Origin of the sequence: Nonomuraea sp. KM90 (genome assembly GCF_052246675.1) — a bacterium.
Lineage (GTDB): Bacteria > Actinomycetota > Actinomycetes > Streptosporangiales > Streptosporangiaceae > Nonomuraea.
Genome location: NZ_JBQQCB010000010.1, coordinates 191,081 through 210,253 on the forward strand (window position 1 = coordinate 191,081; position 19,173 = coordinate 210,253).

Annotated in this window: 33 protein-coding genes; all 33 read right to left on the reverse strand. The window is 65.3% G+C overall.

What is annotated here, in order from left to right:
- Positions 1 to 28: 28 nt before the first annotated feature.
- Positions 29 to 1,045, reverse strand: a complete 1,017-nt coding sequence (locus tag ACTWPW_RS14590; RefSeq protein ID WP_043623495.1) for a DNA-directed RNA polymerase subunit alpha — start codon at positions 1,043 to 1,045, stop codon at positions 29 to 31.
- A gap of 105 nt (positions 1,046 to 1,150) precedes the next feature.
- Positions 1,151 to 1,777, reverse strand: coding sequence for a 30S ribosomal protein S4 (rpsD, locus tag ACTWPW_RS14595; RefSeq protein ID WP_346113072.1), 627 nt, complete (start codon positions 1,775 to 1,777; stop codon positions 1,151 to 1,153).
- Positions 1,778 to 1,800: 23 nt separating this feature from the next.
- Positions 1,801 to 2,205: a 30S ribosomal protein S11 gene (rpsK, locus tag ACTWPW_RS14600; RefSeq protein ID WP_020542285.1), complete on the reverse strand. Its 405-nt coding sequence runs from the start codon at positions 2,203 to 2,205 to the stop codon at positions 1,801 to 1,803.
- A 45-nt stretch (positions 2,206 to 2,250) separates the two neighbouring features.
- Entirely contained in the window at positions 2,251 to 2,631 is a 381-nt protein-coding gene (rpsM, locus tag ACTWPW_RS14605; protein WP_020542286.1) for a 30S ribosomal protein S13, read from the reverse strand.
- A 211-nt stretch (positions 2,632 to 2,842) separates the two neighbouring features.
- Positions 2,843 to 2,956, reverse strand: coding sequence for a 50S ribosomal protein L36 (rpmJ, locus tag ACTWPW_RS14610; RefSeq protein ID WP_003956441.1), 114 nt, complete (start codon positions 2,954 to 2,956; stop codon positions 2,843 to 2,845).
- Between the two features lie 89 nt (positions 2,957 to 3,045).
- Complete coding sequence (gene infA, locus ACTWPW_RS14615) at positions 3,046 to 3,267, reverse strand: translation initiation factor IF-1 (RefSeq protein ID WP_012887858.1); 222 nt, start codon at positions 3,265 to 3,267, stop codon at positions 3,046 to 3,048.
- A 289-nt stretch (positions 3,268 to 3,556) separates the two neighbouring features.
- Positions 3,557 to 3,967 carry a hypothetical protein gene (locus ACTWPW_RS14620; protein ID WP_443169016.1) on the reverse strand — a complete coding sequence of 137 codons (411 nt, stop codon included), beginning with the start codon at positions 3,965 to 3,967 and terminating at the stop codon, positions 3,557 to 3,559.
- A gap of 103 nt (positions 3,968 to 4,070) precedes the next feature.
- On the reverse strand, positions 4,071 to 4,502 hold the full coding sequence (locus tag ACTWPW_RS14625) for a DUF1707 SHOCT-like domain-containing protein (protein ID WP_364112933.1): 432 nt from the start codon (positions 4,500 to 4,502) through the stop codon (positions 4,071 to 4,073).
- 15 nt (positions 4,503 to 4,517) lie between these two features.
- Positions 4,518 to 5,327, reverse strand: coding sequence for a type I methionyl aminopeptidase (gene map, locus ACTWPW_RS14630; protein ID WP_375116583.1), 810 nt, complete (start codon positions 5,325 to 5,327; stop codon positions 4,518 to 4,520).
- 111 nt (positions 5,328 to 5,438) lie between these two features.
- Positions 5,439 to 6,089 (reverse strand): adenylate kinase, encoded by a 651-nt coding sequence (locus tag ACTWPW_RS14635; protein ID WP_364112937.1) that lies wholly within the window; start codon positions 6,087 to 6,089, stop codon positions 5,439 to 5,441.
- Positions 6,089 to 7,393: a preprotein translocase subunit SecY gene (secY, locus tag ACTWPW_RS14640; RefSeq protein ID WP_364112939.1), complete on the reverse strand. Its 1,305-nt coding sequence runs from the start codon at positions 7,391 to 7,393 to the stop codon at positions 6,089 to 6,091. Before secY ends, ACTWPW_RS14635 begins: the two co-directional genes overlap by 1 nt.
- A gap of 168 nt (positions 7,394 to 7,561) precedes the next feature.
- A complete protein-coding gene (gene rplO / locus ACTWPW_RS14645) occupies positions 7,562 to 8,017 on the reverse strand; it encodes a 50S ribosomal protein L15 (protein ID WP_364112941.1) in 456 nt (151 codons plus the stop codon).
- A 2-nt stretch (positions 8,018 to 8,019) separates the two neighbouring features.
- Positions 8,020 to 8,202: a 50S ribosomal protein L30 gene (gene rpmD / locus ACTWPW_RS14650; RefSeq protein WP_080043226.1), complete on the reverse strand. Its 183-nt coding sequence runs from the start codon at positions 8,200 to 8,202 to the stop codon at positions 8,020 to 8,022.
- A 2-nt stretch (positions 8,203 to 8,204) separates the two neighbouring features.
- Positions 8,205 to 8,834 (reverse strand): 30S ribosomal protein S5, encoded by a 630-nt coding sequence (gene rpsE, locus ACTWPW_RS14655; protein WP_173521477.1) that lies wholly within the window; start codon positions 8,832 to 8,834, stop codon positions 8,205 to 8,207.
- Positions 8,835 to 8,862: 28 nt separating this feature from the next.
- Positions 8,863 to 9,246 (reverse strand): 50S ribosomal protein L18, encoded by a 384-nt coding sequence (gene rplR, locus ACTWPW_RS14660; protein ID WP_103960876.1) that lies wholly within the window; start codon positions 9,244 to 9,246, stop codon positions 8,863 to 8,865.
- A gap of 2 nt (positions 9,247 to 9,248) precedes the next feature.
- Positions 9,249 to 9,791 carry a 50S ribosomal protein L6 gene (rplF, locus tag ACTWPW_RS14665; RefSeq protein WP_364112944.1) on the reverse strand — a complete coding sequence of 181 codons (543 nt, stop codon included), beginning with the start codon at positions 9,789 to 9,791 and terminating at the stop codon, positions 9,249 to 9,251.
- Between the two features lie 16 nt (positions 9,792 to 9,807).
- Positions 9,808 to 10,206, reverse strand: coding sequence for a 30S ribosomal protein S8 (gene rpsH, locus ACTWPW_RS14670; RefSeq protein WP_106253393.1), 399 nt, complete (start codon positions 10,204 to 10,206; stop codon positions 9,808 to 9,810).
- Positions 10,207 to 10,359: 153 nt separating this feature from the next.
- The gene (locus ACTWPW_RS14675) at positions 10,360 to 10,545 is read right to left on the reverse strand and encodes a type Z 30S ribosomal protein S14 (protein ID WP_020542298.1); all 186 of its coding nucleotides are present in this window, start codon (positions 10,543 to 10,545) and stop codon (positions 10,360 to 10,362) included.
- A 4-nt stretch (positions 10,546 to 10,549) separates the two neighbouring features.
- The gene (gene rplE, locus ACTWPW_RS14680) at positions 10,550 to 11,125 is read right to left on the reverse strand and encodes a 50S ribosomal protein L5 (RefSeq protein WP_364112946.1); all 576 of its coding nucleotides are present in this window, start codon (positions 11,123 to 11,125) and stop codon (positions 10,550 to 10,552) included.
- Entirely contained in the window at positions 11,125 to 11,430 is a 306-nt protein-coding gene (gene rplX / locus ACTWPW_RS14685) for a 50S ribosomal protein L24 (protein ID WP_364112977.1), read from the reverse strand. The genes rplE and rplX overlap by 1 nt, the downstream gene beginning before the upstream one ends.
- An 8-nt stretch (positions 11,431 to 11,438) precedes the next feature.
- Positions 11,439 to 11,810 carry a 50S ribosomal protein L14 gene (gene rplN, locus ACTWPW_RS14690; RefSeq protein WP_026214151.1) on the reverse strand — a complete coding sequence of 124 codons (372 nt, stop codon included), beginning with the start codon at positions 11,808 to 11,810 and terminating at the stop codon, positions 11,439 to 11,441.
- A gap of 449 nt (positions 11,811 to 12,259) precedes the next feature.
- Positions 12,260 to 12,547: a 30S ribosomal protein S17 gene (rpsQ, locus tag ACTWPW_RS14695; protein ID WP_364112948.1), complete on the reverse strand. Its 288-nt coding sequence runs from the start codon at positions 12,545 to 12,547 to the stop codon at positions 12,260 to 12,262.
- Positions 12,540 to 12,776, reverse strand: a complete 237-nt coding sequence (gene rpmC, locus ACTWPW_RS14700; RefSeq protein WP_364112950.1) for a 50S ribosomal protein L29 — start codon at positions 12,774 to 12,776, stop codon at positions 12,540 to 12,542. Before rpmC ends, rpsQ begins: the two co-directional genes overlap by 8 nt.
- Positions 12,776 to 13,195 (reverse strand): 50S ribosomal protein L16, encoded by a 420-nt coding sequence (gene rplP, locus ACTWPW_RS14705; protein ID WP_106253402.1) that lies wholly within the window; start codon positions 13,193 to 13,195, stop codon positions 12,776 to 12,778. Before rplP ends, rpmC begins: the two co-directional genes overlap by 1 nt.
- 2 nt (positions 13,196 to 13,197) lie before the next feature.
- Positions 13,198 to 14,049, reverse strand: coding sequence for a 30S ribosomal protein S3 (gene rpsC / locus ACTWPW_RS14710; protein WP_364112952.1), 852 nt, complete (start codon positions 14,047 to 14,049; stop codon positions 13,198 to 13,200).
- Entirely contained in the window at positions 14,049 to 14,402 is a 354-nt protein-coding gene (gene rplV / locus ACTWPW_RS14715) for a 50S ribosomal protein L22 (RefSeq protein WP_103960883.1), read from the reverse strand. Before rplV ends, rpsC begins: the two co-directional genes overlap by 1 nt.
- Positions 14,403 to 14,426: 24 nt before the next feature.
- Positions 14,427 to 14,705 (reverse strand): 30S ribosomal protein S19, encoded by a 279-nt coding sequence (rpsS, locus tag ACTWPW_RS14720; RefSeq protein WP_049572698.1) that lies wholly within the window; start codon positions 14,703 to 14,705, stop codon positions 14,427 to 14,429.
- An 11-nt stretch (positions 14,706 to 14,716) separates the two neighbouring features.
- Positions 14,717 to 15,553 (reverse strand): 50S ribosomal protein L2, encoded by an 837-nt coding sequence (rplB, locus tag ACTWPW_RS14725; protein ID WP_043623439.1) that lies wholly within the window; start codon positions 15,551 to 15,553, stop codon positions 14,717 to 14,719.
- Between the two features lie 102 nt (positions 15,554 to 15,655).
- Positions 15,656 to 15,958: a 50S ribosomal protein L23 gene (gene rplW / locus ACTWPW_RS14730; protein WP_125644678.1), complete on the reverse strand. Its 303-nt coding sequence runs from the start codon at positions 15,956 to 15,958 to the stop codon at positions 15,656 to 15,658.
- Positions 15,958 to 16,605 carry a 50S ribosomal protein L4 gene (gene rplD / locus ACTWPW_RS14735; protein ID WP_375116582.1) on the reverse strand — a complete coding sequence of 216 codons (648 nt, stop codon included), beginning with the start codon at positions 16,603 to 16,605 and terminating at the stop codon, positions 15,958 to 15,960. Before rplD ends, rplW begins: the two co-directional genes overlap by 1 nt.
- Positions 16,602 to 17,255, reverse strand: coding sequence for a 50S ribosomal protein L3 (gene rplC / locus ACTWPW_RS14740; RefSeq protein WP_364112957.1), 654 nt, complete (start codon positions 17,253 to 17,255; stop codon positions 16,602 to 16,604). Before rplC ends, rplD begins: the two co-directional genes overlap by 4 nt.
- Positions 17,256 to 17,269: 14 nt before the next feature.
- Entirely contained in the window at positions 17,270 to 17,578 is a 309-nt protein-coding gene (rpsJ, locus tag ACTWPW_RS14745; protein WP_012887830.1) for a 30S ribosomal protein S10, read from the reverse strand.
- Between the two features lie 266 nt (positions 17,579 to 17,844).
- A complete protein-coding gene (tuf, locus tag ACTWPW_RS14750) occupies positions 17,845 to 19,038 on the reverse strand; it encodes an elongation factor Tu (RefSeq protein ID WP_364112959.1) in 1,194 nt (397 codons plus the stop codon).
- Positions 19,039 to 19,173 lie beyond the last annotated feature (135 nt).

Consider the following 19,173-nt stretch of genomic DNA (forward strand, 5'->3'; position numbering starts at 1 on the left):
CGCACGGCGACGCGGGGAAAAGCGAAGATCAGTACTGCTCGGTCTCGACGTACGCGCTGTCGTCGTCGTCGTAGCCGCCGCCGGCCACCGCGCTCGGGTCGAACCCGGGCGGGGAGTCCTTGAGCGCCAGCGACATCTCGTGCAGCTTCTGCTTGACCTCTTCGATCGACTTGGCGCCGAAGTTCCTTATGTCGAGCAGGTCCTGCTCGCTGCGGGCGACGAGCTCACCCACGGTGTGGATGCCCTCGCGCTTGAGGCAGTTGTAGGAGCGAACGGTGAGGTTCAGCTCCTCGATCGGCAGCGCCAGGTCGGCGGCCAGGGCGGCGTCGGTCGGCGACGGGCCGATGTCGATGCCCTCGGCCTCGACGTTGAGCTCGCGGGCCAGGCCGAAGAGCTCGACGAGGGTCTTGCCGGCGGAGGCCACCGCGTCGCGGGGCTTCATCGCGGGCTTGGTCTCGACGTCGAGGATGAGGCGGTCGAAGTCGGTACGCTGCTCGACTCGGGTCGCCTCGACCTTGTAGGTGACCTTGAGCACCGGGGAGTAGATCGAGTCGATCGGGATCCGGCCGATCTCCTGACCCGGCTGCTTGTTCTGGGCGGCGGAGACGTAGCCGCGACCGCGCTCGACGGTCAGCTCCATCTCCAGCTTCGCCTTCCCGTTGAGGGTGGCGATGCGGAGCTCGGGGTTGTGCACCTCGACACCGGCCGGAGGCGCGATGTCGGCGGCGGTGACCTCACCCGGGCCCTGCTTGCGCAGGTACATCACGACCGGCTCGTCGTGCTCGGAGGAGACGACCAGCTCCTTGAGGTTGAGGATGATGTCGGTGACGTCTTCCTTGACCCCGGGAACGGTCGAGAACTCGTGCAGGACGCCCTCGATGCGGATGCTCGTCACGGCCGCGCCCGGGATGGACGACAGCAGCGTGCGACGCAGCGAGTTGCCGATGGTGTAGCCGAAGCCCGGCTCCAGCGGCTCGATGACGAATCGGGACCGGGTCTCGTCGATCGACTCTTCGAGAAGAGTCGGACGCTGAGCGATCAGCATGTTCGGGTTCTCCCCTTTTCGTGTGGCGCCCGCTATATGACGCCACTCCGATAAACAGCCTAGCCCGGGTGCGGTCTCCCACACCCGGACCGGACGAGTGACTACTTACTTCGAGTAGTACTCGACGATGAGCTGCTCCTGGACCTGGGTGTCGATCTGCTGGCGAACCGGCAGCTGGTGAACCAGGACGCGGAGCTTGTCCGGCACGACGCCGAGCCACGCGGGAACCGTGCGCTCGCCGGCGGTGGCGCGAGCCACCTCGTACGGCAGCAGGTTGCGCTTGGTCTCGCGGACCTCGATGATGTCGTGCTCGCGAACGCGGTAGGACGGGATGTCGACCTTCTTGCCGTTCACCAGGAAGTGCCCGTGACGGACCTGCTGGCGGGCGGCGTCGCGCGACTGGGCGAAACCGGCGCGGTAGACGACGTTGTCGAGACGGCTCTCCAGGATCTGGAGCAGCACCTCACCCGACTTGCCCGTCTTGCCCGCGGCCTCCTCGTAGTAGTTGTGGAACTGCTTCTCGAGGACGCCGTAGATGCGCCGGGTCTTCTGCTTCTCGCGAAGCTGAAGCTGGTACTCGGTGTCCTTCGGACGACCGCGGCCGTGCTCACCCGGCGGGTAAGGACGGATCTCGATGGGGCACTTGGCGGACTCACACTTGCTGCCCTTGAGGAAGAGCTTGGTCTTCTCGCGACGGCAGAGCTTGCAGTCCGCGCCCGTGTAACGAGCCATTTCTCTGTATCTCCTGGGCTAATTCAGACGCGGCGGCGCTTCGGCGGCCGGCAACCGTTGTGCGGAACCGGGGTGACGTCCTGGATCGAGCCCACCTCGAGGCCGGTGGCCTGCAGCGAGCGGATCGCGGTCTCACGGCCGGAGCCGGGACCCTTGACGAAGACGTCGACCTTGCGCATGCCGTGCTCCATGGCGCGGCGAGCGGCGTTCTCGGCGGCCATCTGAGCGGCGAACGGGGTGGACTTACGGGAGCCCTTGAAACCCACGTGGCCGGCGCTGGCCCAGGAGATCACGTTCCCGTTCGGGTCGGTGATCGAGACGATCGTGTTGTTGAACGTGCTCTTGATGTGGGCGTGCCCATGAGCGACGTTCTTCTTCTCCTTGCGGCGCACCTTCTTAGGCGCACCCTGGCGGCTCTTAGGAGGCATTCTTTGCCTTCACTCCTGAGGTCTTCGGTCCCGCGGCTGCGTGGACTACTTCTTACCGGGCTTCTTCTTGCCGGCGACGGTCTTCTTCTTGCCCTTACGGGTGCGCGCGTTGGTCTGCGTGCGCTGACCGTGCACGGGCAGGCCCTTGCGGTGCCGGATGCCCTGGTAGCAACCGATCTCGATCTTGCGACGGATGTCGGCCTGAACCTCACGGCGCAGGTCACCCTCGATCTTGAAGTTCGCCTCGATGTAGTCACGCATCGGGACGAGCTCGGTGTCGCTGAGCTGGTGGACCCGAAGGTCACCGCTGACACCGGTGGCCTCGAGGATCTCCTGGGCGCGGGTGCGGCCGATTCCGTAGATGTAGGTGAGAGCGATCTCCAGCCGCTTGTCGCGGGGGAGGTCGACGCCAACCAGGCGAGCCATGGTCGGGCATTCTCCTTCTTTGTGGCGGAGGTCTTGCGCCTCACAACCCCTCCCCAATGCCCGGGGTGAGGGCCCCGGCCTCCGACCGGGGGTCTCCTGAGTGGTTCGACCGGAGTCGCCTGCTCAGGCGTGACACGCGATTACTGACTCAGGCTCCTCATGCGTCGAGCCCGCTCCCTGATGGGGCGGACTCGGAGGAGCCTTGCGGCGACTAACCCTGGCGCTGCTTGTGGCGCAGGTTGTCGCAGATCACCATGACGCGACCGTGCCGGCGAATCACCTTGCACTTGTCGCAGATCTTCTTGACGCTCGGCTTTACCTTCATTGTCCTTCGTGTTCCTCAGACGTTGCTTCCTTGCGAGCGAAGCTCGCGCCTCACGGCGGAATGTCCTCGCTACGCTGCGGATTCAGTCGTTACTTGTATCGGTAGACGATCCGCCCACGACTAAGGTCGTAGGGGCTCAGTTCAACGACAACCCGGTCGTCAGGCAGGATCCGGATGTAGTGCATCCGCATCCGTCCGCTGATGTGGGCCAGGACCTTATGGCCGTTGTCGAGCTGAACCCGGAACATGGCGTTCGGGAGCGACTCGACCACAGTGCCCTCGATCTCGATGGCGCCGTCTTTCTTGGCCAAAATTCCTCGCGTTTCACTGATCGGTCGTCTGAGGCTCCGGTTCACTACGCAGCCGCGACCTTCACGCTTCGAAGAGAGCGACGATCAGCGAAGATCGCCGACGCGTGATAGTCATAGTGAGCCGACTAAGGAGTGTACGACACCTGAGCCCAAAACGCGAAACGCGTGCCAGGTGTCCTGACACAACCATGTAAGAGTGTACCCCACGCTCCGCGCGACAGCCCCCACTCCGGCATGGCGGAAGGCCCGCCGGAGATTCTCGGCGGGCCTTCCGCGGAACGGGGGCCTCCTAGTAGATGCGGTGTGCCGAACCGCAGTACTTGTCCTTGCCGCCCCAGCAGGTGTAGGTGTAGATCTTCGAGATCCCCTTGCCCGACCAGGTCTTGTCGTACGAGCCGTTCCACTTGCGGTAGAACTTGTGCCACTTGCCGCCGGAGTAGTACTTGAACCAGACGTAGCCGTACTTCGGCGAGTACTCCTTGCCGTACCACCGGGTGTAGACCTTCTTGCCCGACTTGTAGGTCTTGCCGTAGGTGTAGGCCTTGTTGTTGCTGGAGTAGTACTTGCCCCAGCTACCCATGGAGCTGGTCGCCTGAGTGGCGGTCGTGGTGGCGGTGGTGGCCTGGGCGGCGGGGGCGACAGCGAGTCCGGTGACGGCGATCGAGCCGGCGAAGGCGGCTGCTGCAAGGACCTTACGCATTTGGTTTCCTTCGTGAGTGGTGTTCTCGACACACCTCACGTTAGGAATCCGGACGTATCCGGACTGCGGACGAATGCACACAGTGCACTAGTGCACAAAGTCCTCAGGAGCGCTTCGGATGGCCGTTGCCGAAGATGGTGCTCATCAGCAGGATCACGCCCCACGGGCCCATGACCCACAGCGGCCACGGATAGACCAGGTCACCCGACGTGATGCTCACGATCAGCCAGATCACCCAGTTGATGCCGCTGGCCACGGCCCAGGCGCTCCAGGCCGCCATCATCCCCGAATGCATGCGGCGCTGCTCCGGCGCCGGCGCGGGGGCCGCCCTGGCGGGCAGGTGGCGCATGTCCACATCGGGCAGGTCAACCGTCAGCTTGGCCAGCTCACCGTAGGTCTTGCTGCGGTAGAGCTCCTCAAGCCGCTCGTTGAACTCCTCCATCGTGATGCGGCCCTGCGCGGTGTGCTCGCGGAGGATGGCGGCGACACGATCGCGGTCGACGTCGGAGGCACGCATCTCGGGGCTGTTCGCCATCCCACCCACTCCCGGCTAGTTCTGCAGTTGGGTCAGGCGCTCTTTGCCCCCGTCCAGGGCGGTAAGCACCCAAGGACCATTATGTGTCACGGCGACGCTGTGCTCGAAGTGTGCGGAGTGCTTGCCGTCAATCGTGACCACGGTCCAGTCGTCGGCCAGCACGCGGGTGCGCTCGGTGCCCAGGTTCACCATGGGCTCGATGGCCAGGCACATGCCCTCCTCCAGCACCGGGCCGCGGCCGGGCTTGCCGTGGTTGGCGATCCACGGGTCCATGTGCATCTCGGTGCCGATGCCGTGGCCGCCGTACTCGGGCGGGATGCCGAAGCGGCCCTGCGACTTCACGTACCGCTCGACCTCGTAGCCGATGTCCGACAGGTGGCGGCCCGGGGTCAGCGCGGCGATGCCGCGCCACATGGCCTCCTCCGTGATCCGCATCAGCTCGGTCAGCTTGGGGTCCACCTCGCCGACCGGTACGGTCACCGCCGAGTCGCCGTGCCAGCCGTCCAGGATCGCGCCGCAGTCGATGGAGATGATGTCCCCCTCGCGCAGCTTGCGGGCGTTCGTCGGGATGCCGTGCACCACCTCGTCGTTGACCGACGCGCAGATGGTCGCGGGGAAGCCCTGGTAGCCCTTGAACGACGGGATCGCGCCCTCGTCCCTGATCGCCTTCTCGGCGATGACGTCGAGGTCGAGCGGCGTCATCCCGGGCTCGACGGTACGCCTCAGCAGGTCGAGCGTGCGCCCGACCACCAGGCCGGCCGAGCGCATCTTCTCCAGCTGCTCCGGCGACTTGATCTGGATGCCGTGTCTGTTGCGTTTGAACATCTCTTGCCCCCCTGGGTCTCAACGGGCCACGGTGGGAGCCCAATTCCCCCCACAATAGCCGCGAGGTGGCACGGAAACCCGTGCCACCTCCGCAAATCGGTCGTGCTTCGGCTATCCCATGAACGGCCGGATCGCGTCCATGGCACGTTGCGTGACCTCTTCGACCGGTCCGGTCGCGTCGACGCCGACCAGGATGTCCTCGTCGGCGTAGTAGGAGACCAGCGGTGCCGTCTGCTCCTGGTAGACCTCCAGGCGGTGCCTGACGGTCTCCTCCTTGTCGTCGTCACGCTGGAACAACGCGCCCCCGCACGCGTCGCACCTGTCGTCCTTCTTGTCGTCGAACTCGACGTGCCAGATGCGCCCGCACTGGCTGCAGGTGCGCCGGCCGGCCAGTCGCCTGACCACCTCGTCGTCGTCGACGACGAGCTCGAGCACGAGGTCGAGCGCCTGGCCCCAGTCCTTGAGCATGTCGCGCAGGATCTCAGCCTGCGCGACGTTCCTCGGGAAGCCGTCGAGCAGGAAACCGTCCTGCGCGTCGTCCTCGGACAGACGGTCGCGGACCATGGCGATGGTGACCTCGTCGGGCACCAGGTCGCCACGGTCCATGAACGTCTTGGCCAGCTTGCCAAGGTCCGTGCCGCCCGAGACGTTGGCACGGAAGATGTCACCTGTCGAGATCTTCGGGATGGACAGGTTCGATGCGATGTACTGGGCCTGTGTCCCCTTACCCGCTCCGGGGGGCCCGACCAGAACGAGACGCACTACCGCAGGAAACCTTCGTAGTTACGCTGCTGCAGCTGGCTCTCGATCTGCTTCACCGTGTCCAGGCCGACGCCTACCATGATCAGAATGCTCGTCCCTCCGAACGGGAAGTTCTGGCTCGCACCGGCCACCGCAAGCGCGACGATCGGGACCATGGAGATGAGACCCAGATAGAGCGCGCCAGGCGCGGTCAGACGGGTGAGCACGAAGTTCAGGTATTCAGCCGTCGGACGGCCGGGACGGATGCCCGGAATGAAACCACCGTACTTCTTCATGTTGTCGGCGACTTCAGCGGGGTTGAACGTGATGGACACGTAGAAGTACGTGAAGAAAATGATCAGCAGGAAGAACGTGGCCATGTAGATCGGCGTGTCGCCGGTGGCCAGGTTCTGCGAGATCCAGGTGATCACCACGTTTTCGCTGGTCGAGAAGAGCGAGGTGACCAGCTGAGGCAGGTAGAGCAGCGAGGACGCGAAGATGACCGGGATGATGCCGGCCTGGTTGACCTTCAGCGGGATGTAGGTGGACGTGCCGCCGTACATCCTGCGGCCCACCATGCGCTTGGCGTACTGCACCGGGATGCGGCGCTGGGCCTGCTCGACGAACACCACGGCGGCGATCATGAAGACGCCGACGACCAGCACCACGGCGAAGGTGAACTTGTTCGCCTGGAAGATGTTGGCCAGCTCGGACGGGAAGACCGCGACGACCTGGGTGAAGATCAGGATGGACATGCCGTTGCCGACGCCACGGTCGGTGATGAGCTCACCGAGCCACATGATCACGGACGTACCGGCGGTCATGATGATGACCATCGTCACGATCTGGAAGATGTTGTCGGGGTCGAGCAGAACGTCCTGCTGGCAGTTCGGGAAGAGCTGGCCGGTACGGGCCAGCGCGATGAAGGCGGTCGACTGCAGGACGGCGAGCCCGATGGTCAGATAACGCGTATACTGCGTGATCTTGGTCTGGCCGGCCTGGCCTTCCTTCTTCAGCGCTTCGAGACGTGGAATGACGACGACGAGCAGCTGCAGAATGATGCTCGCCGTGATGTACGGCATGATGCCCAGCGCGAACACCGAAAGCTTCAGCAGCGCGCCGCCGCTGAACAGCTGGACCATCCCGTAGATGTTGCCGGTTTCGCCACTACGGGCCTGATCGAAACAGGCGGCGAGGTTCTGGACGTGGACTCCCGGAGTCGGAAGAACCGAGCCGAGACGGAAAAGCGCGATGATGCCCAGGGTGAAGAGCAACTTCTTGCGCAGGTCCGGTGTCCGGAACGCCCGGGTAAACGCGGTCAGCACGGTCCCTCCTGCGCGCCTTTACGGCGGTGTGAGTATGCGATGGTGCGGGGATCTGCCATCTGAAGTCTCATGTCAAACGAGCCGGACAGAAGCCTGCCGTCTCGCGAACTCTAACGCACTACGGGCGTGGGGGCCCATTGTCAAAGCCCCCACGCCTCGTAATAGCTCTTACAGCTCGGTAACGGAACCACCTGCAGCGGCGATCTTCTCCTTGGCGGAGGACGAGAAGGCGTGAGCCTGCACGTTCACCGCGACGGAGATCTCGCCGGTGCCGAGCACCTTCACGAGCTGGTTCTTGCGAACAGCACCCTTGGCGACCAGCGTCTCGACGGTGACTTCGCCACCCTCGGGGAACAGCTCGCCGATCCTGTCAAGGTTGACGACCTGGTAGGTCGTCTTGAACAGGGCGTTGGAGAAGCCCTTGAGCTTCGGCAGACGCCTCTGCAGCGGCACCTGGCCACCCTCGAAACCGAGGGGGACCGTCGTACGGGCGTGGCTGCCCTTGGTGCCGCGACCGGCCGTCTTGCCCTTCGACGCCTCGCCACGACCCTTGCGGATCTTGGCCTTGTTGGAGCCGGGGGCAGGACGCAGGTCGTGAATCTTGAGCGGAGCCTTGTCAGTCATGACTAGTCGACCTCTTCCACCTCGACGAGGTGCGTCACCACGGAGACCATCCCGCGAATCTCGGGACGGTCCTCCTTGACGACGACATCGCCGATTCGCTTCAGGCCAAGCGAACGCAGCGAGTCACGCTGGTTCTGCTTGCCACCGATCTTCGAGCGAACCTGAGTGATCTTCAGGCGTGCCATGACTAGCTCACCGCCTTCGCCGCCGCGGCCTCCGCGATGCCTTCGCGCTGAGCCTTCAGCATCGCCGGCGGAGCGACGTCCTCGATCGGCAGGCCACGACGGGCGGCGATCTCCTCGGGGCGCGAGAGGCCCTTCAGAGCCGCCACGGTGGCGTGCACGATGTTGATCGGGTTGTCCGAGCCGAGCGACTTGGACAGCACGTCATGGATGCCGGCGCACTCCAGGACCGCGCGCACCGGGCCACCGGCGATGACGCCGGTACCGGCCGAGGCCGGACGCAGGAAGACGACACCCGCCGCCTCCTCGCCCTGCACGGTGTGCGGGATGGTGCCCTGGATCCGAGGCACCTTGAAGAAGTGCTTCTTCGCCTCTTCGACGCCCTTGGCGATGGCCGCGGGGACTTCCTTGGCCTTGCCATAGCCGACGCCGACCAGGCCGTTGCCGTCACCGACGACCACGAGGGCGGTGAAGCTGAAGCGACGACCACCCTTCACGACCTTGGCCACTCGGTTGATCTTCACTACGCGCTCGATGTACGAGACGCCCTTGTCGGCGGCGCCACCGCGGCGATCGTCACGACGGTCCCGCCGCTCGCCACCGGTGCCGCCACCGCGACGCGGAGCTGCAGCCATCAGTGGTTCCTCATCTCAATTGCGGTCATCAGAATTCGAGCCCGCCTTCGCGGGCGCTGTCCGCCAGAGCAGCGATGCGCCCGGCGTAGCGGTTGCCACCGCGGTCGAAGACGACCGCCGTGATCCCGGCTTCCTTGGCCCGCTGAGCGAGGAGCTCGCCGACCTTCTTGGCCTTCTCCGTCTTGTCCGCCTCCAGCGTGCGCAGCGAGGGGTCCATGGTGGACGCGCTCACCAGCGTGTGGCCGACGGTGTCGTCCACGATCTGGACGAACATGTGACGGGTCGAACGGTTCACGACCAGACGCGGGCGCGCAGTCGTACCGACGACGTTCTTGCGGACGCGGCGGTGACGGCGGGCCCGCGAGACGGTGCGGGCAGCCGTGTGCTTGCTGAACGCAGTCTTCGGAGCCATGCCTACTTACCAGCCTTTCCGACCTTGCGGCGGATCTGTTCGCCCTGGTAACGCACGCCCTTGCCCTTGTACGGGTCAGGCTTGCGCAACTTGCGGATGTTGGCCGCGACCTCGCCGACCTTCTGCTTGTCGATGCCGTCCACGTGGAACAGGGTCGGCTTCTCGACGCGGAAGGTGACGCCCTCGGGGGCGTCGACGATGACCGGGTGGCTGAAGCCCAGAGAGAACTCCAGCTGCGTCGGCCCCTTGGCCTGGACGCGGTAACCCACGCCGACGATCTCAAGGCTCTTGGAGTAGCCCTGAGTGACGCCCTGCACCATGTTGGCGATCAGCGTCCGGGACAGACCGTGCAGCGCACGGACCTTGTTCTCGTCGTTCGGGCGGGTGACGGCGATGGCGCCGTCCTCGTCGCGAGCCACAGCGATGGGCTCGGCGACCGTGTGAGAAAGCGTGCCCTTCGGGCCCTTGACCTGGACATCCCGGCCGTCGATCGTGATGTCTACGCCGGTGGGCACAGGGATGGGCAGCCGTCCGATTCTCGACATGCTGTGTTCCTCCCCTCTACCAGACGTAGGCGAGGACTTCCCCGCCCACACCACGCTTGCCGGCCTGCTTGTCGGTCATGAGACCGGCGGACGTCGAGATGATCGCGACGCCCAGCCCCCCCAGGACTCGAGGCAGGTTGTCCTTCTTTGCATAAACCCGCAGACCGGGCTTGGAAACCCGGCGCAGGCCCGCGAGCGACCGCTCACGGGTGGGCCCGAACTTGAGCTCCACCACGAGGTTCTTCCCAACCTTGGCGTCCTCGACGGTCCAAGCCTGGATGTAACCCTCCTGCTGGAGGATCTCGGCGATGTGCGCCTTGATCTTCGAGTACGGCATCGACACGCTTTCGTGGTACGCCGAGTTCGCATTGCGCAGACGTGTGAGCATGTCTGCGATCGGGTCGGTCATCGTCATGGCCAGTGGCCTTCCTCGCCGCGGTTTCCAGTCGGTGAAGCGCGATGCTCTACCGGTGGACCTACGGCGTGGTCACGGACGCGGAGTGCGTCCTGTCTTCTACTACCGAATATGAGTGCCTGAGGGGCGGCGCGAGACCGCCCCTCAGGTTACCTACCAGCTCGACTTGGTGATGCCGGGCAGCTCGCCCCGGTGCGCCATCTCGCGGAAGCACACGCGGCACAGCCCGAACTTGCGGTAGACCGCACGCGGCCGGCCGCAGCGCGAGCAACGAGTGTATGCCCGGACCTCGAACTTCTGCTTGCGCCCCGCCTTGGCGATCAGCGACTTCTTCGCCATTGGATCAGGCCTCCTTGAACGGGAAGCCGAGGAGCTTCAGCAGCGCCCGGCCCTGGTCGTCGTTCTTCGCCGTGGTCACGATCGTGATGTCCATGCCCCGCGGCCGGTCGACCTTGTCCTGGTCGACCTCGTGGAACATGACCTGCTCGGTCAGACCGAAGGTGTAGTTCCCGTTGCCGTCGAACTGCTTGGGCGACAGACCGCGGAAGTCCCGGATACGGGGCAGCGCGAGCGCCAGCAGCCGGTCGAGGAACTCCCACATGCGGTCGCCGCGCAGCGTGACGTGAGCGCCGATCGGCATGCCCTCGCGCAGCTTGAACTGGGCGATGGACTTGCGCGCCCGGACGACGGCCGGCTTCTGGCCGGTGATCGAGGTGAGGTCGCGAACGGCACCCTCGATGAGCTTGGAGTCGCGAGCCGCCTCGCCGACGCCCATGTTGACCTTGATCTTGGTCAGGGCCGGGATCTGCATGACGTTCTCGATGCCGAACTGCTCGCGAAGCTGGGCCGCGATCTCCTCGCGGTACTTCGTCTTGAGTCGCGGCGTCGGGCGCTCGGTCTCAGTGGTGGTGGCAGTCATCAGCTGTCCTCACCCGTCTCGTCGGCCTTGTTGTCGACCTTCTCGTCGTCGGCCTTCTTCTCGGCGGGCTTGTCGTCCTTGAGCTTCTTCACGTTGGACACGTGGAGCGGAGCCTCCATGGTCTGCACGCCGCCGGTCTTGGCGCCGCGCGGGCCCTGGTGGGTCTCCTTGGTGTGCTTCTTGATCATGTTGACGCCCTCGACCACCACGCGGTCCTCGCGCGGCAGCGTGGCGATCACACGGCCCTTGGCACCCTTGTCCTTGCCGGCGATGACCTGAACCAGGTCACCCTTCTTCACATGCAGCTTCGGCATTACAGCACCTCCGGGGCGAGCGAGATGATGCGCATGAACTTCTTGTCGCGCAGCTCGCGGCCGACCGGGCCGAAGATACGAGTGCCACGAGGGTCACCGCTGTCCTTGATGATGACCGCGGCGTTCTCGTCGAAGCGGATGTAGGAGCCGTCGGGCCGGCGGCGCTCCTTGACCGTGCGGACGATGACGGCCTTGACCACGTCGCCCTTCTTGACGCCCGTGCTGCCCGGCAGCGCGTCCTTGACAGTGGCGACGATGACGTCGCCGATACCGGCGTAGCGTCGGCCCGAGCCACCGAGAACACGGATGCAGAGAATCTCCTTCGCACCCGTGTTGTCGGCGACCTTGAGCCGCGACTCCTGCTGGATCACGTCTGAACTCCTGTTAGTCGCGCCGGTTCTCCCGCGGGGGCTGCGCCCCCGCGAACCCCCGAAAAGCTCCGTGCTTCGCACGCTTCCAGAGACTCGAAGCAGAGCTTCGAACCCCCCGAAAAGCTCCGTGCTTCGCACGTTTCCAGAGACTCGAAGCAGAGCTTCGAATCCTCGGAAAGCTCCGTGCTTCGCACGTTTTTCCTAGGGTTCGAAAGCAGAGCTTTCGAACCCTCAGCAGCTACGTACTTCGCACGTTTTCTGGGATTCGCGAAAGCGGAGCTTTCGCGTGAGCCTGGCGGAACCTGTCATTGTCTTGTTCCCCCGGCCACAGCGCCCCGTAGGGCGCCGCACCGCAGGCGACGCGAGGCCGGGAGGCCCCGCGTCCTTGGACGCCGTCATGGGGGCTCTGAGAGCCCCCACGAGGCGCGGTGCAACAGAGAGGGCCCGGCTTACTTGGCCTTCTCGAGGATCTCCACGACCCTCCACCGCTTGGTGGCGGAGAGGGGGCGGGTCTCCATCAGCAGCACGCGGTCGCCGACGCCACAGGCGTTGGCCTCGTCGTGCGCCTTGTACTTGGTCGTACGGCGGATGACCTTGCCGTACAGACGGTGCTTGACGCGGTCCTCGACGGCGACGACGACGGTCTTGTCCATCTTGTCGCTCACCACGAGGCCCTCACGGACCTTGCGGAAGTTCCGCTGCTCGTTCGTCGTCTCGGTGGTCTCGGTCTCAGCCATCGCTCGTCTCCTTCTCGACCGTGACGATGCCCAGCTCGCGCTCGCGCATCACGGTGTAGATACGGGCGATCTCGCGGCGGACGGCACGCAGCCGCCCGTGGCTCTCCAACTGACCGGTCGCTGCCTGGAAACGGAGGTTGAACAGCTCCTCCTTGGCTTCCTTGAGCTTCTGGACGAGAGTGTCCTCGTCCTCCACTCGCAGCTCGCCGGCGGTCAGGCCCTTAGCCATCACGCCTCACCCACTTCACGCTTAACGATCTTGCACTTCATCGGCAGCTTGTGGATCGCCCTGGTGAGCGCCTCACGCGCGACCGACTCCGCCACGCCGGACAGCTCGAACATCACGCGTCCGGGCTTGACGTTGGCGATCCACCACTCCGGCGAACCCTTACCGGAACCCATGCGGGTCTCGGCGGGCTTCTTCGTGAGGGGACGGTCGGGGTAGATGTTGATCCACACCTTGCCGCCACGGCGGATGTGACGGGTCATGGCGATACGAGCGGACTCGATCTGGCGGTTGGTCACGTAGGAGTGCTCAATCGCCTGAATGCCGAACTCGCCGAACACGACCCTGGTGCCGCCCTTGGCGGCTCCGCTGCGGTCAGGCCGGTGCTGCTTGCGGTGCTTGACCCTGCGCGGGATCAGCATGGTCAGCTCCCTTCAGCACCCGGCTGCGCAGCCGGGCCGGTCTCGGGGGCGGCCTGCGAGGCCGCCTCGGTGCGGGGGGCGCGGTCGCCGCGGCCACCACCACGACGGGGGCGGTCACCGCCACCACGACGCGGACGGTCACCGCCGCCGCCGCCACCGCGACGGTCGTCGCGGTCACGACGCTGGCCGGCACGAGCGCCGGCGGCAGCCGCCTCACGCTCGGCGCGGCTCGTCGGAGCCTCGCCCTTGTAGATCCAGACCTTCACGCCGATGCGGCCGAAGGTCGTACGGGCCTCGTAGAAGCCGTAGTCGATGTCCGCGCGAAGGGTGTGCAGGGGCACGCGACCCTCGCGGTAGAACTCCGACCGGGACATCTCGGCGCCGCCCAGACGACCGGAGCACTGGACACGGATGCCCTTGGCGCCGGACTTCATGGCCGACTGCATCGCCTTGCGCATGGCGCGGCGGAACGAGACACGGCTGGACAGCTGCTCGGCGACGCCCTGGGCGACCAGCTGAGCGTCGATCTCGGGGTTCTTGACCTCGAGGATGTTCAGCTGGACCTGCTTCTTGGTCAGCTTCTCCAGGTCGCCACGGATACGGTCCGCCTCGGCGCCGCGGCGGCCGATCACGATGCCGGGACGCGCGGTGTGGATGTCCACCTGCACGCGGTCCGTCGTGCGCTCGATCTCGACCTTGGAGATGCCGGCCCGCTCCATGCCCTTCTGCAGCATGCGGCGGATCGCCACGTCCTCGGCGACGTATGCCTTGTACAGCTTGTCGGCGTACCACCGGCTCTTGAAGTCGGTCGTGATGCCGAGGCGGAACCCGTGCGGGTTAACCTTCTGGCCCACTATCGGGTCCTTCCCTTCGGCTCGCGGGACTCCACGATCACGGTGATGTGGCTCGTCCGCTTGTTGATCCGATAGGCGCGACCCTGTGCACGCGGACGGAACCGCTTCAGCGTCGGGCCCTCGTCGACCCACGCGCGGCTCACGACGAGCGTGCTGGGGTCGAGATCGAAATTGTGCTCGGCATTCGCCATGGCGGAGCTGAGCACCTTGTAGATCGGCTCGCTCGCCGACTGGGGAGCGAACTGCAGCACGGCCTGCGCCTCCGAAGCGGGCAGCCCGCGAATAAGGTCCACCACGCGGCGGGCCTTGAGGGGCGTGACACGGACGAACCGCGCCTGAGCCCTGGCTTCCATCGCTTTCTCCTACTTTCGGGACGCTTACCGCCGGCTGCGGCGGTCTTCCTTGACGTGGCTGCGGAAGGTACGCGTGGGGGCGAACTCTCCGAGCTTGTGACCGATCATCGACTCGGTGACGAACACCGGGACGTGCTTGCGGCCGTCGTGCACGGCGATCGTGTGCCCGAGCATGTCGGGAACGATCATGGAGCGCCGCGACCACGTCTTGATGACGTTCTTGGTGCCCTTCTCGTTCTGGACGTCGACCTTCTTCTGAAGGTGCTCGTCCACAAAGGGACCCTTCTTAAGGCTACGTGGCATTTCGGCTGCTCCTACCGCTTCTTCCTCTTGGACCGACGGCGGATGATCAGCCTGTCGCTGGCCTTGTTCGCCTGACGGGTACGGCCCTCGGGCTTGCCCTTGGGGTTCACCGGGTGACGACCACCGGAGGTCTTACCCTCACCACCACCGTGCGGGTGGTCGACGGGGTTCATCGCGACACCACGAACGGTCGGGCGCTTGCCCTTCCACCGCATACGGCCGGCCTTGCCCCAGTTGATGTTGGCCTGCTCGGCGTTGCCGACCTGGCCCACCGTGGCGCGGCAGCGCACGTCGACCATGCGCATTTCGCCGGACGGCATACGCAGCGTGGCGTACGTGCCCTCCTTGGCGAGCAGCTGGATCTGGGCGCCCGCGGAACGGCCGAGCTTGGCGCCACCGCCCGGACGGAGCTCCACCGCGTGGATGAAGGTACCGGTCGGGATGTTGCGCAGCGGCAGGCAGTTGCCCGGCTTGATGTCGGCGGCCGGGCCGTTCTCGATGCGGTCACCCTGCTTGAGACCCGTCGGCGCGATGATGTAGCGCTTCTCACCGTCGGCGTAGTGGAGCAGAGCGATGTTGGCGGTGCGGTTGGGGTCGTACTCGATGTGAGCGACCTTCGCCGGGATGCCGTCCTTGTCATGCCTACGGAAGTCGATGATCCGGTAGGCGCGCTTGTGACCGCCGCCCTGGTGGCGAGCGGTGACTCGGCCGTGTACGTTGCGGCCGCCCTTGCTGTGAAGGGGTGCAAGCAACGACTTCTCAGGGGTGCTGCGGGTGATCTCGGAGAAGTCCGAGACACTCGATCCGCGGCGACCCGGAGTCGTCGGCTTGTATTTACGGATGCCCATCTTTTTCGTTCATCCTTCGTCGGTTACATGGGTGAGCCCGCCGCACCGGAGTGCGACGGTCTCAGCCCCGCGGACCTCTCGGCCCACTCACTTCTATGGCTGTCAGCCGATCTGACCGAAGATGTCGATCCGATCGCCCTCCACCAGGCTCACGATGGCGCGCTTGGTGTCGGGACGCTTGCCGAAACCGGTACGGGTGCGCTTGCGCTTGCCCTGCCGGTTGATGGTGTTCACGCTGGTGACCTTGACCCCGAAGATCTGCTCAACGGCAATCTTGACCTGGGTCTTGTTCGCGGTCTTCCGCACCAGGAACGTGTACTTGTTGTTCTCATCGATCAGGCCGTAGCTCTTCTCAGAGACGACCGGCTTGATGATGATGTCGCGCGGGTCGGCGATCTTCTCCATCAGGCGTCTTCCTTCCCGCCACTCAGCCGCGACACGACCTGGTCGTACGCCTCCTGGGTGAAGACCACGTCGTCGTGCACGAGCACGTCGTAGGTGTTGAGCTGCCCGGCGTCCAGCAGGTGGACCTCCGGAGCGTTGCGCAGGCTCAGCCAGGTCAGCTCGTCGTCCGCGTCGACCACGACGAGGACGCGGGCCGACTCGGTGATCTTGCGCAGGGCCTCCAGGGCGGCCTTGGTCTTGGGCGTCTCGCCCGTGACCAGGGAGCTCACCACGTGAACGCGACCGCCGCCGGCCCGGTCGGAGAGGGCGCCACGCAGGGCGGCGACCTTCATCTTCTTGGGCGTCCGCTGCGCGTAGTCACGCGGGACGGGGCCGTGCACAGTGCCACCGCCGGTGAACTGCGGCGCACGGGTCGAACCCTGACGGGCGCGGCCGGTGCCCTTCTGGCGGTACGGCTTCTTGCCACCGCCGGAGACCTCACCACGGGTCTTGGCCTTGTGGGTGCCCTGCCGGCGAGCGGCGAGCTGGGCCACGACCACCTGGTGGATCAGCGGAATGTTGACCTTGGCGCCGAAGATGTCTTCGGGCAGGTCAACCGTGCCGGTCTTCGCGCCGCTGGCGTCGAGGACGTCAATAGTGGTGCTCACTTGGCAGCCCCCTTCTTGGCAGCGGTACGGACGAGGACCAGGCTGCCGTTGGCACCGGGGATCGCACCCTTGATCAGGATGAGACCGTTCTCGGCGTCCACGGCGTGAACCTTCAGGCTCTGCACGGTGGTGCGGACGTTACCCATCCGGCCAGCCATACGCAGACCCTTGAAAACGCGGCCCGGGGTGGCGCAGCCACCGATGGAACCCGGCGAGCGGTGCTTGCGCTGCGTACCGTGCGACGCGCCCAGACCACCGAAGCCGTGCCGCTTCATGACACCGGCGAAGCCCTTGCCCTTACTCTTGCCCGTCACGTCGACGAACTGGCCGGCCTCGAAGGTGTCGGCCAGCAGCTCCTGGCCCAGGGTGTAGTCGCTCGCGTCGTCGGTGCGGATCTCCGCGAAGTAACGGCGCGGGGTGATGTCGTGCTTACGCAGGTAGTCGCCGAGCGGCTTGTTGACCTTCCGGGGGTCGACCTGCCCGAACCCGAGCTGGATGGCGGAGTAGCCGTCCTTGTCGGCAGTGCGGACGCGGGTCACCACGCACGGACCGGCCTCGACCACGGTCACCGGCACCATCCGGTTGTCCGCGTCGAAGACCTGGGTCATGCCGAGCTTCTTGCCCAGGACGCCCTTGATCGTCTTAGCCATGTCAGTGCGTTCCCTCAGAGCTTGATCGAAATGTCGACACCCGCGGGGAGGTCGAGCCGCATGAGCGAGTCAACCGTCTTGGGGGTCGGGTCGATGATGTCAATCAGCCGCTTGTGCGTGCGCATCTCGAAGTGCTCGCGGCTGTCCTTGTACTTGTGCGGCGAGCGGATGACGCAGTACACGTTCTTCTCGGTCGGCAGCGGCACCGGGCCTGCGACCTTCGCGCCAGTCCGCGTCACCGTCTCGACGATCTTCTTGGCCGAGCTATCGATGACCTCGTGGTCATAGGCCTTAAGCCGGATGCGGATCTTCTGTCCCGCCATAATGGCCTCGGTGTCCTTCGCTGTCGTCTGAAAAAGTATCGTGCGGCCTGTTGCCGCTGTGTGTTCATGCAGGTCGAACCCGCACTGACCCCACGAGGCAGACGTAGTCGATCTGCCTTTTCTTCCGTGATCCGGCAGTGACTTCGGTCACTGTGTCTCCACCGCCGGCCGAAGCTACTGCTGGATCACGGCGCCTTGCATGGGGCCTTACGTGGTGCGGCGGTCGGTCCCGAGGTCCGGGGCCGACCGCCGCCCCGACGGTCCAGCTACTTGATGATCTTGACGACCCGGCCGGCGCCGACGGTACGGCCACCCTCACGGATCGCGAACTTCAGGCCTTCCTCCATGGCGATGGGCTGGATCAGCTCAACGCGCATTTCGGTGTTGTCGCCCGGCATGACCATCTCGGTGCCCTCGGGGAGGTTCACCACACCGGTCACGTCAGTCGTACGGAAGTAGAACTGCGGGCGGTAGTTGTTGAAGAACGGCGTGTGGCGGCCGCCCTCGTCCTTGGACAGGATGTAGACCTGGCCGGTGAACTCGGTGTGCGGGGTGGTCGTGCCCGGCTTGATGATGCACTGGCCGCGCTCGACCTGCTCGCGCTTGATACCACGGAGGAGCAGAGCGGCGTTGTCGCCGGCGTGACCCTCGTCGAGCATCTTGTTGAACATCTCGATGCTGGTGACGGTGGTGGTCGTCTTCTCTTCCTTGATACCGATGATGTCAACCTGCTCGTTGACCTTCACGATACCGCGCTCGATACGGCCGGTGACGACCGTACCGCGACCGGTGATCGAGAAGACGTCCTCGACCGGCATGAGGAACGGCTTGTCCGTCTCACGCGGGGGCTCGGGAACGTTCTCGTCCACGGCGTTCATGAGCTCGACGATGCTGTCGGCCCACTTCTCGTCACCCTCGAGAGCCTTGAGGGCGGAGACGCGGACGACGGGCAGGTCGTCGCCGGGGAACTCCTGAGCGGACAGAAGCTCGCGGACCTCGAGCTCGACGAGCTCGAGGATCTCCTCGTCGTCGACCATGTCGGCCTTGTTGAGAGCCACGACGATGTAGGGGACGCCGACCTGGCGGGCCAGGAGGACGTGCTCCTTCGTCTGCGGCATCGGGCCGTCGGTGGCGGCGACCACCAGGATGGCGCCGTCCATCTGAGCGGCACCGGTGATCATGTTCTTCACGTAGTCGGCGTGACCGGGGCAGTCAACGTGAGCGTAGTGACGCTTCTCGGTCTGGTACTCGACGTGCGCGATGGAGATCGTGATGCCGCGAGCCTTCTCCTCGGGCGCCTTGTCGATCTTGTCGAACGGGGTCGCCTTGTTGAGCTCGGGGAAACGGTCGTGAAGCACCTTGGTGATCGCCGCGGTCAGCGTGGTCTTGCCGTGGTCGATGTGCCCAATGGTGCCGATGTTCATGTGCGGCTTGGTCCGCTCGAACTTGGCCTTAGCCACTGGTTCTCTCCTTGAGAATCTGACTGACTTTCGTCTACACACTCGGGCCCGGGAACTCCCGAAACCCTTGGCGGTGGGGTGGCTCTCACCACCCCACCAGGGACCAGGACTGAAGTCCTGGTCCGATCCCTCGCG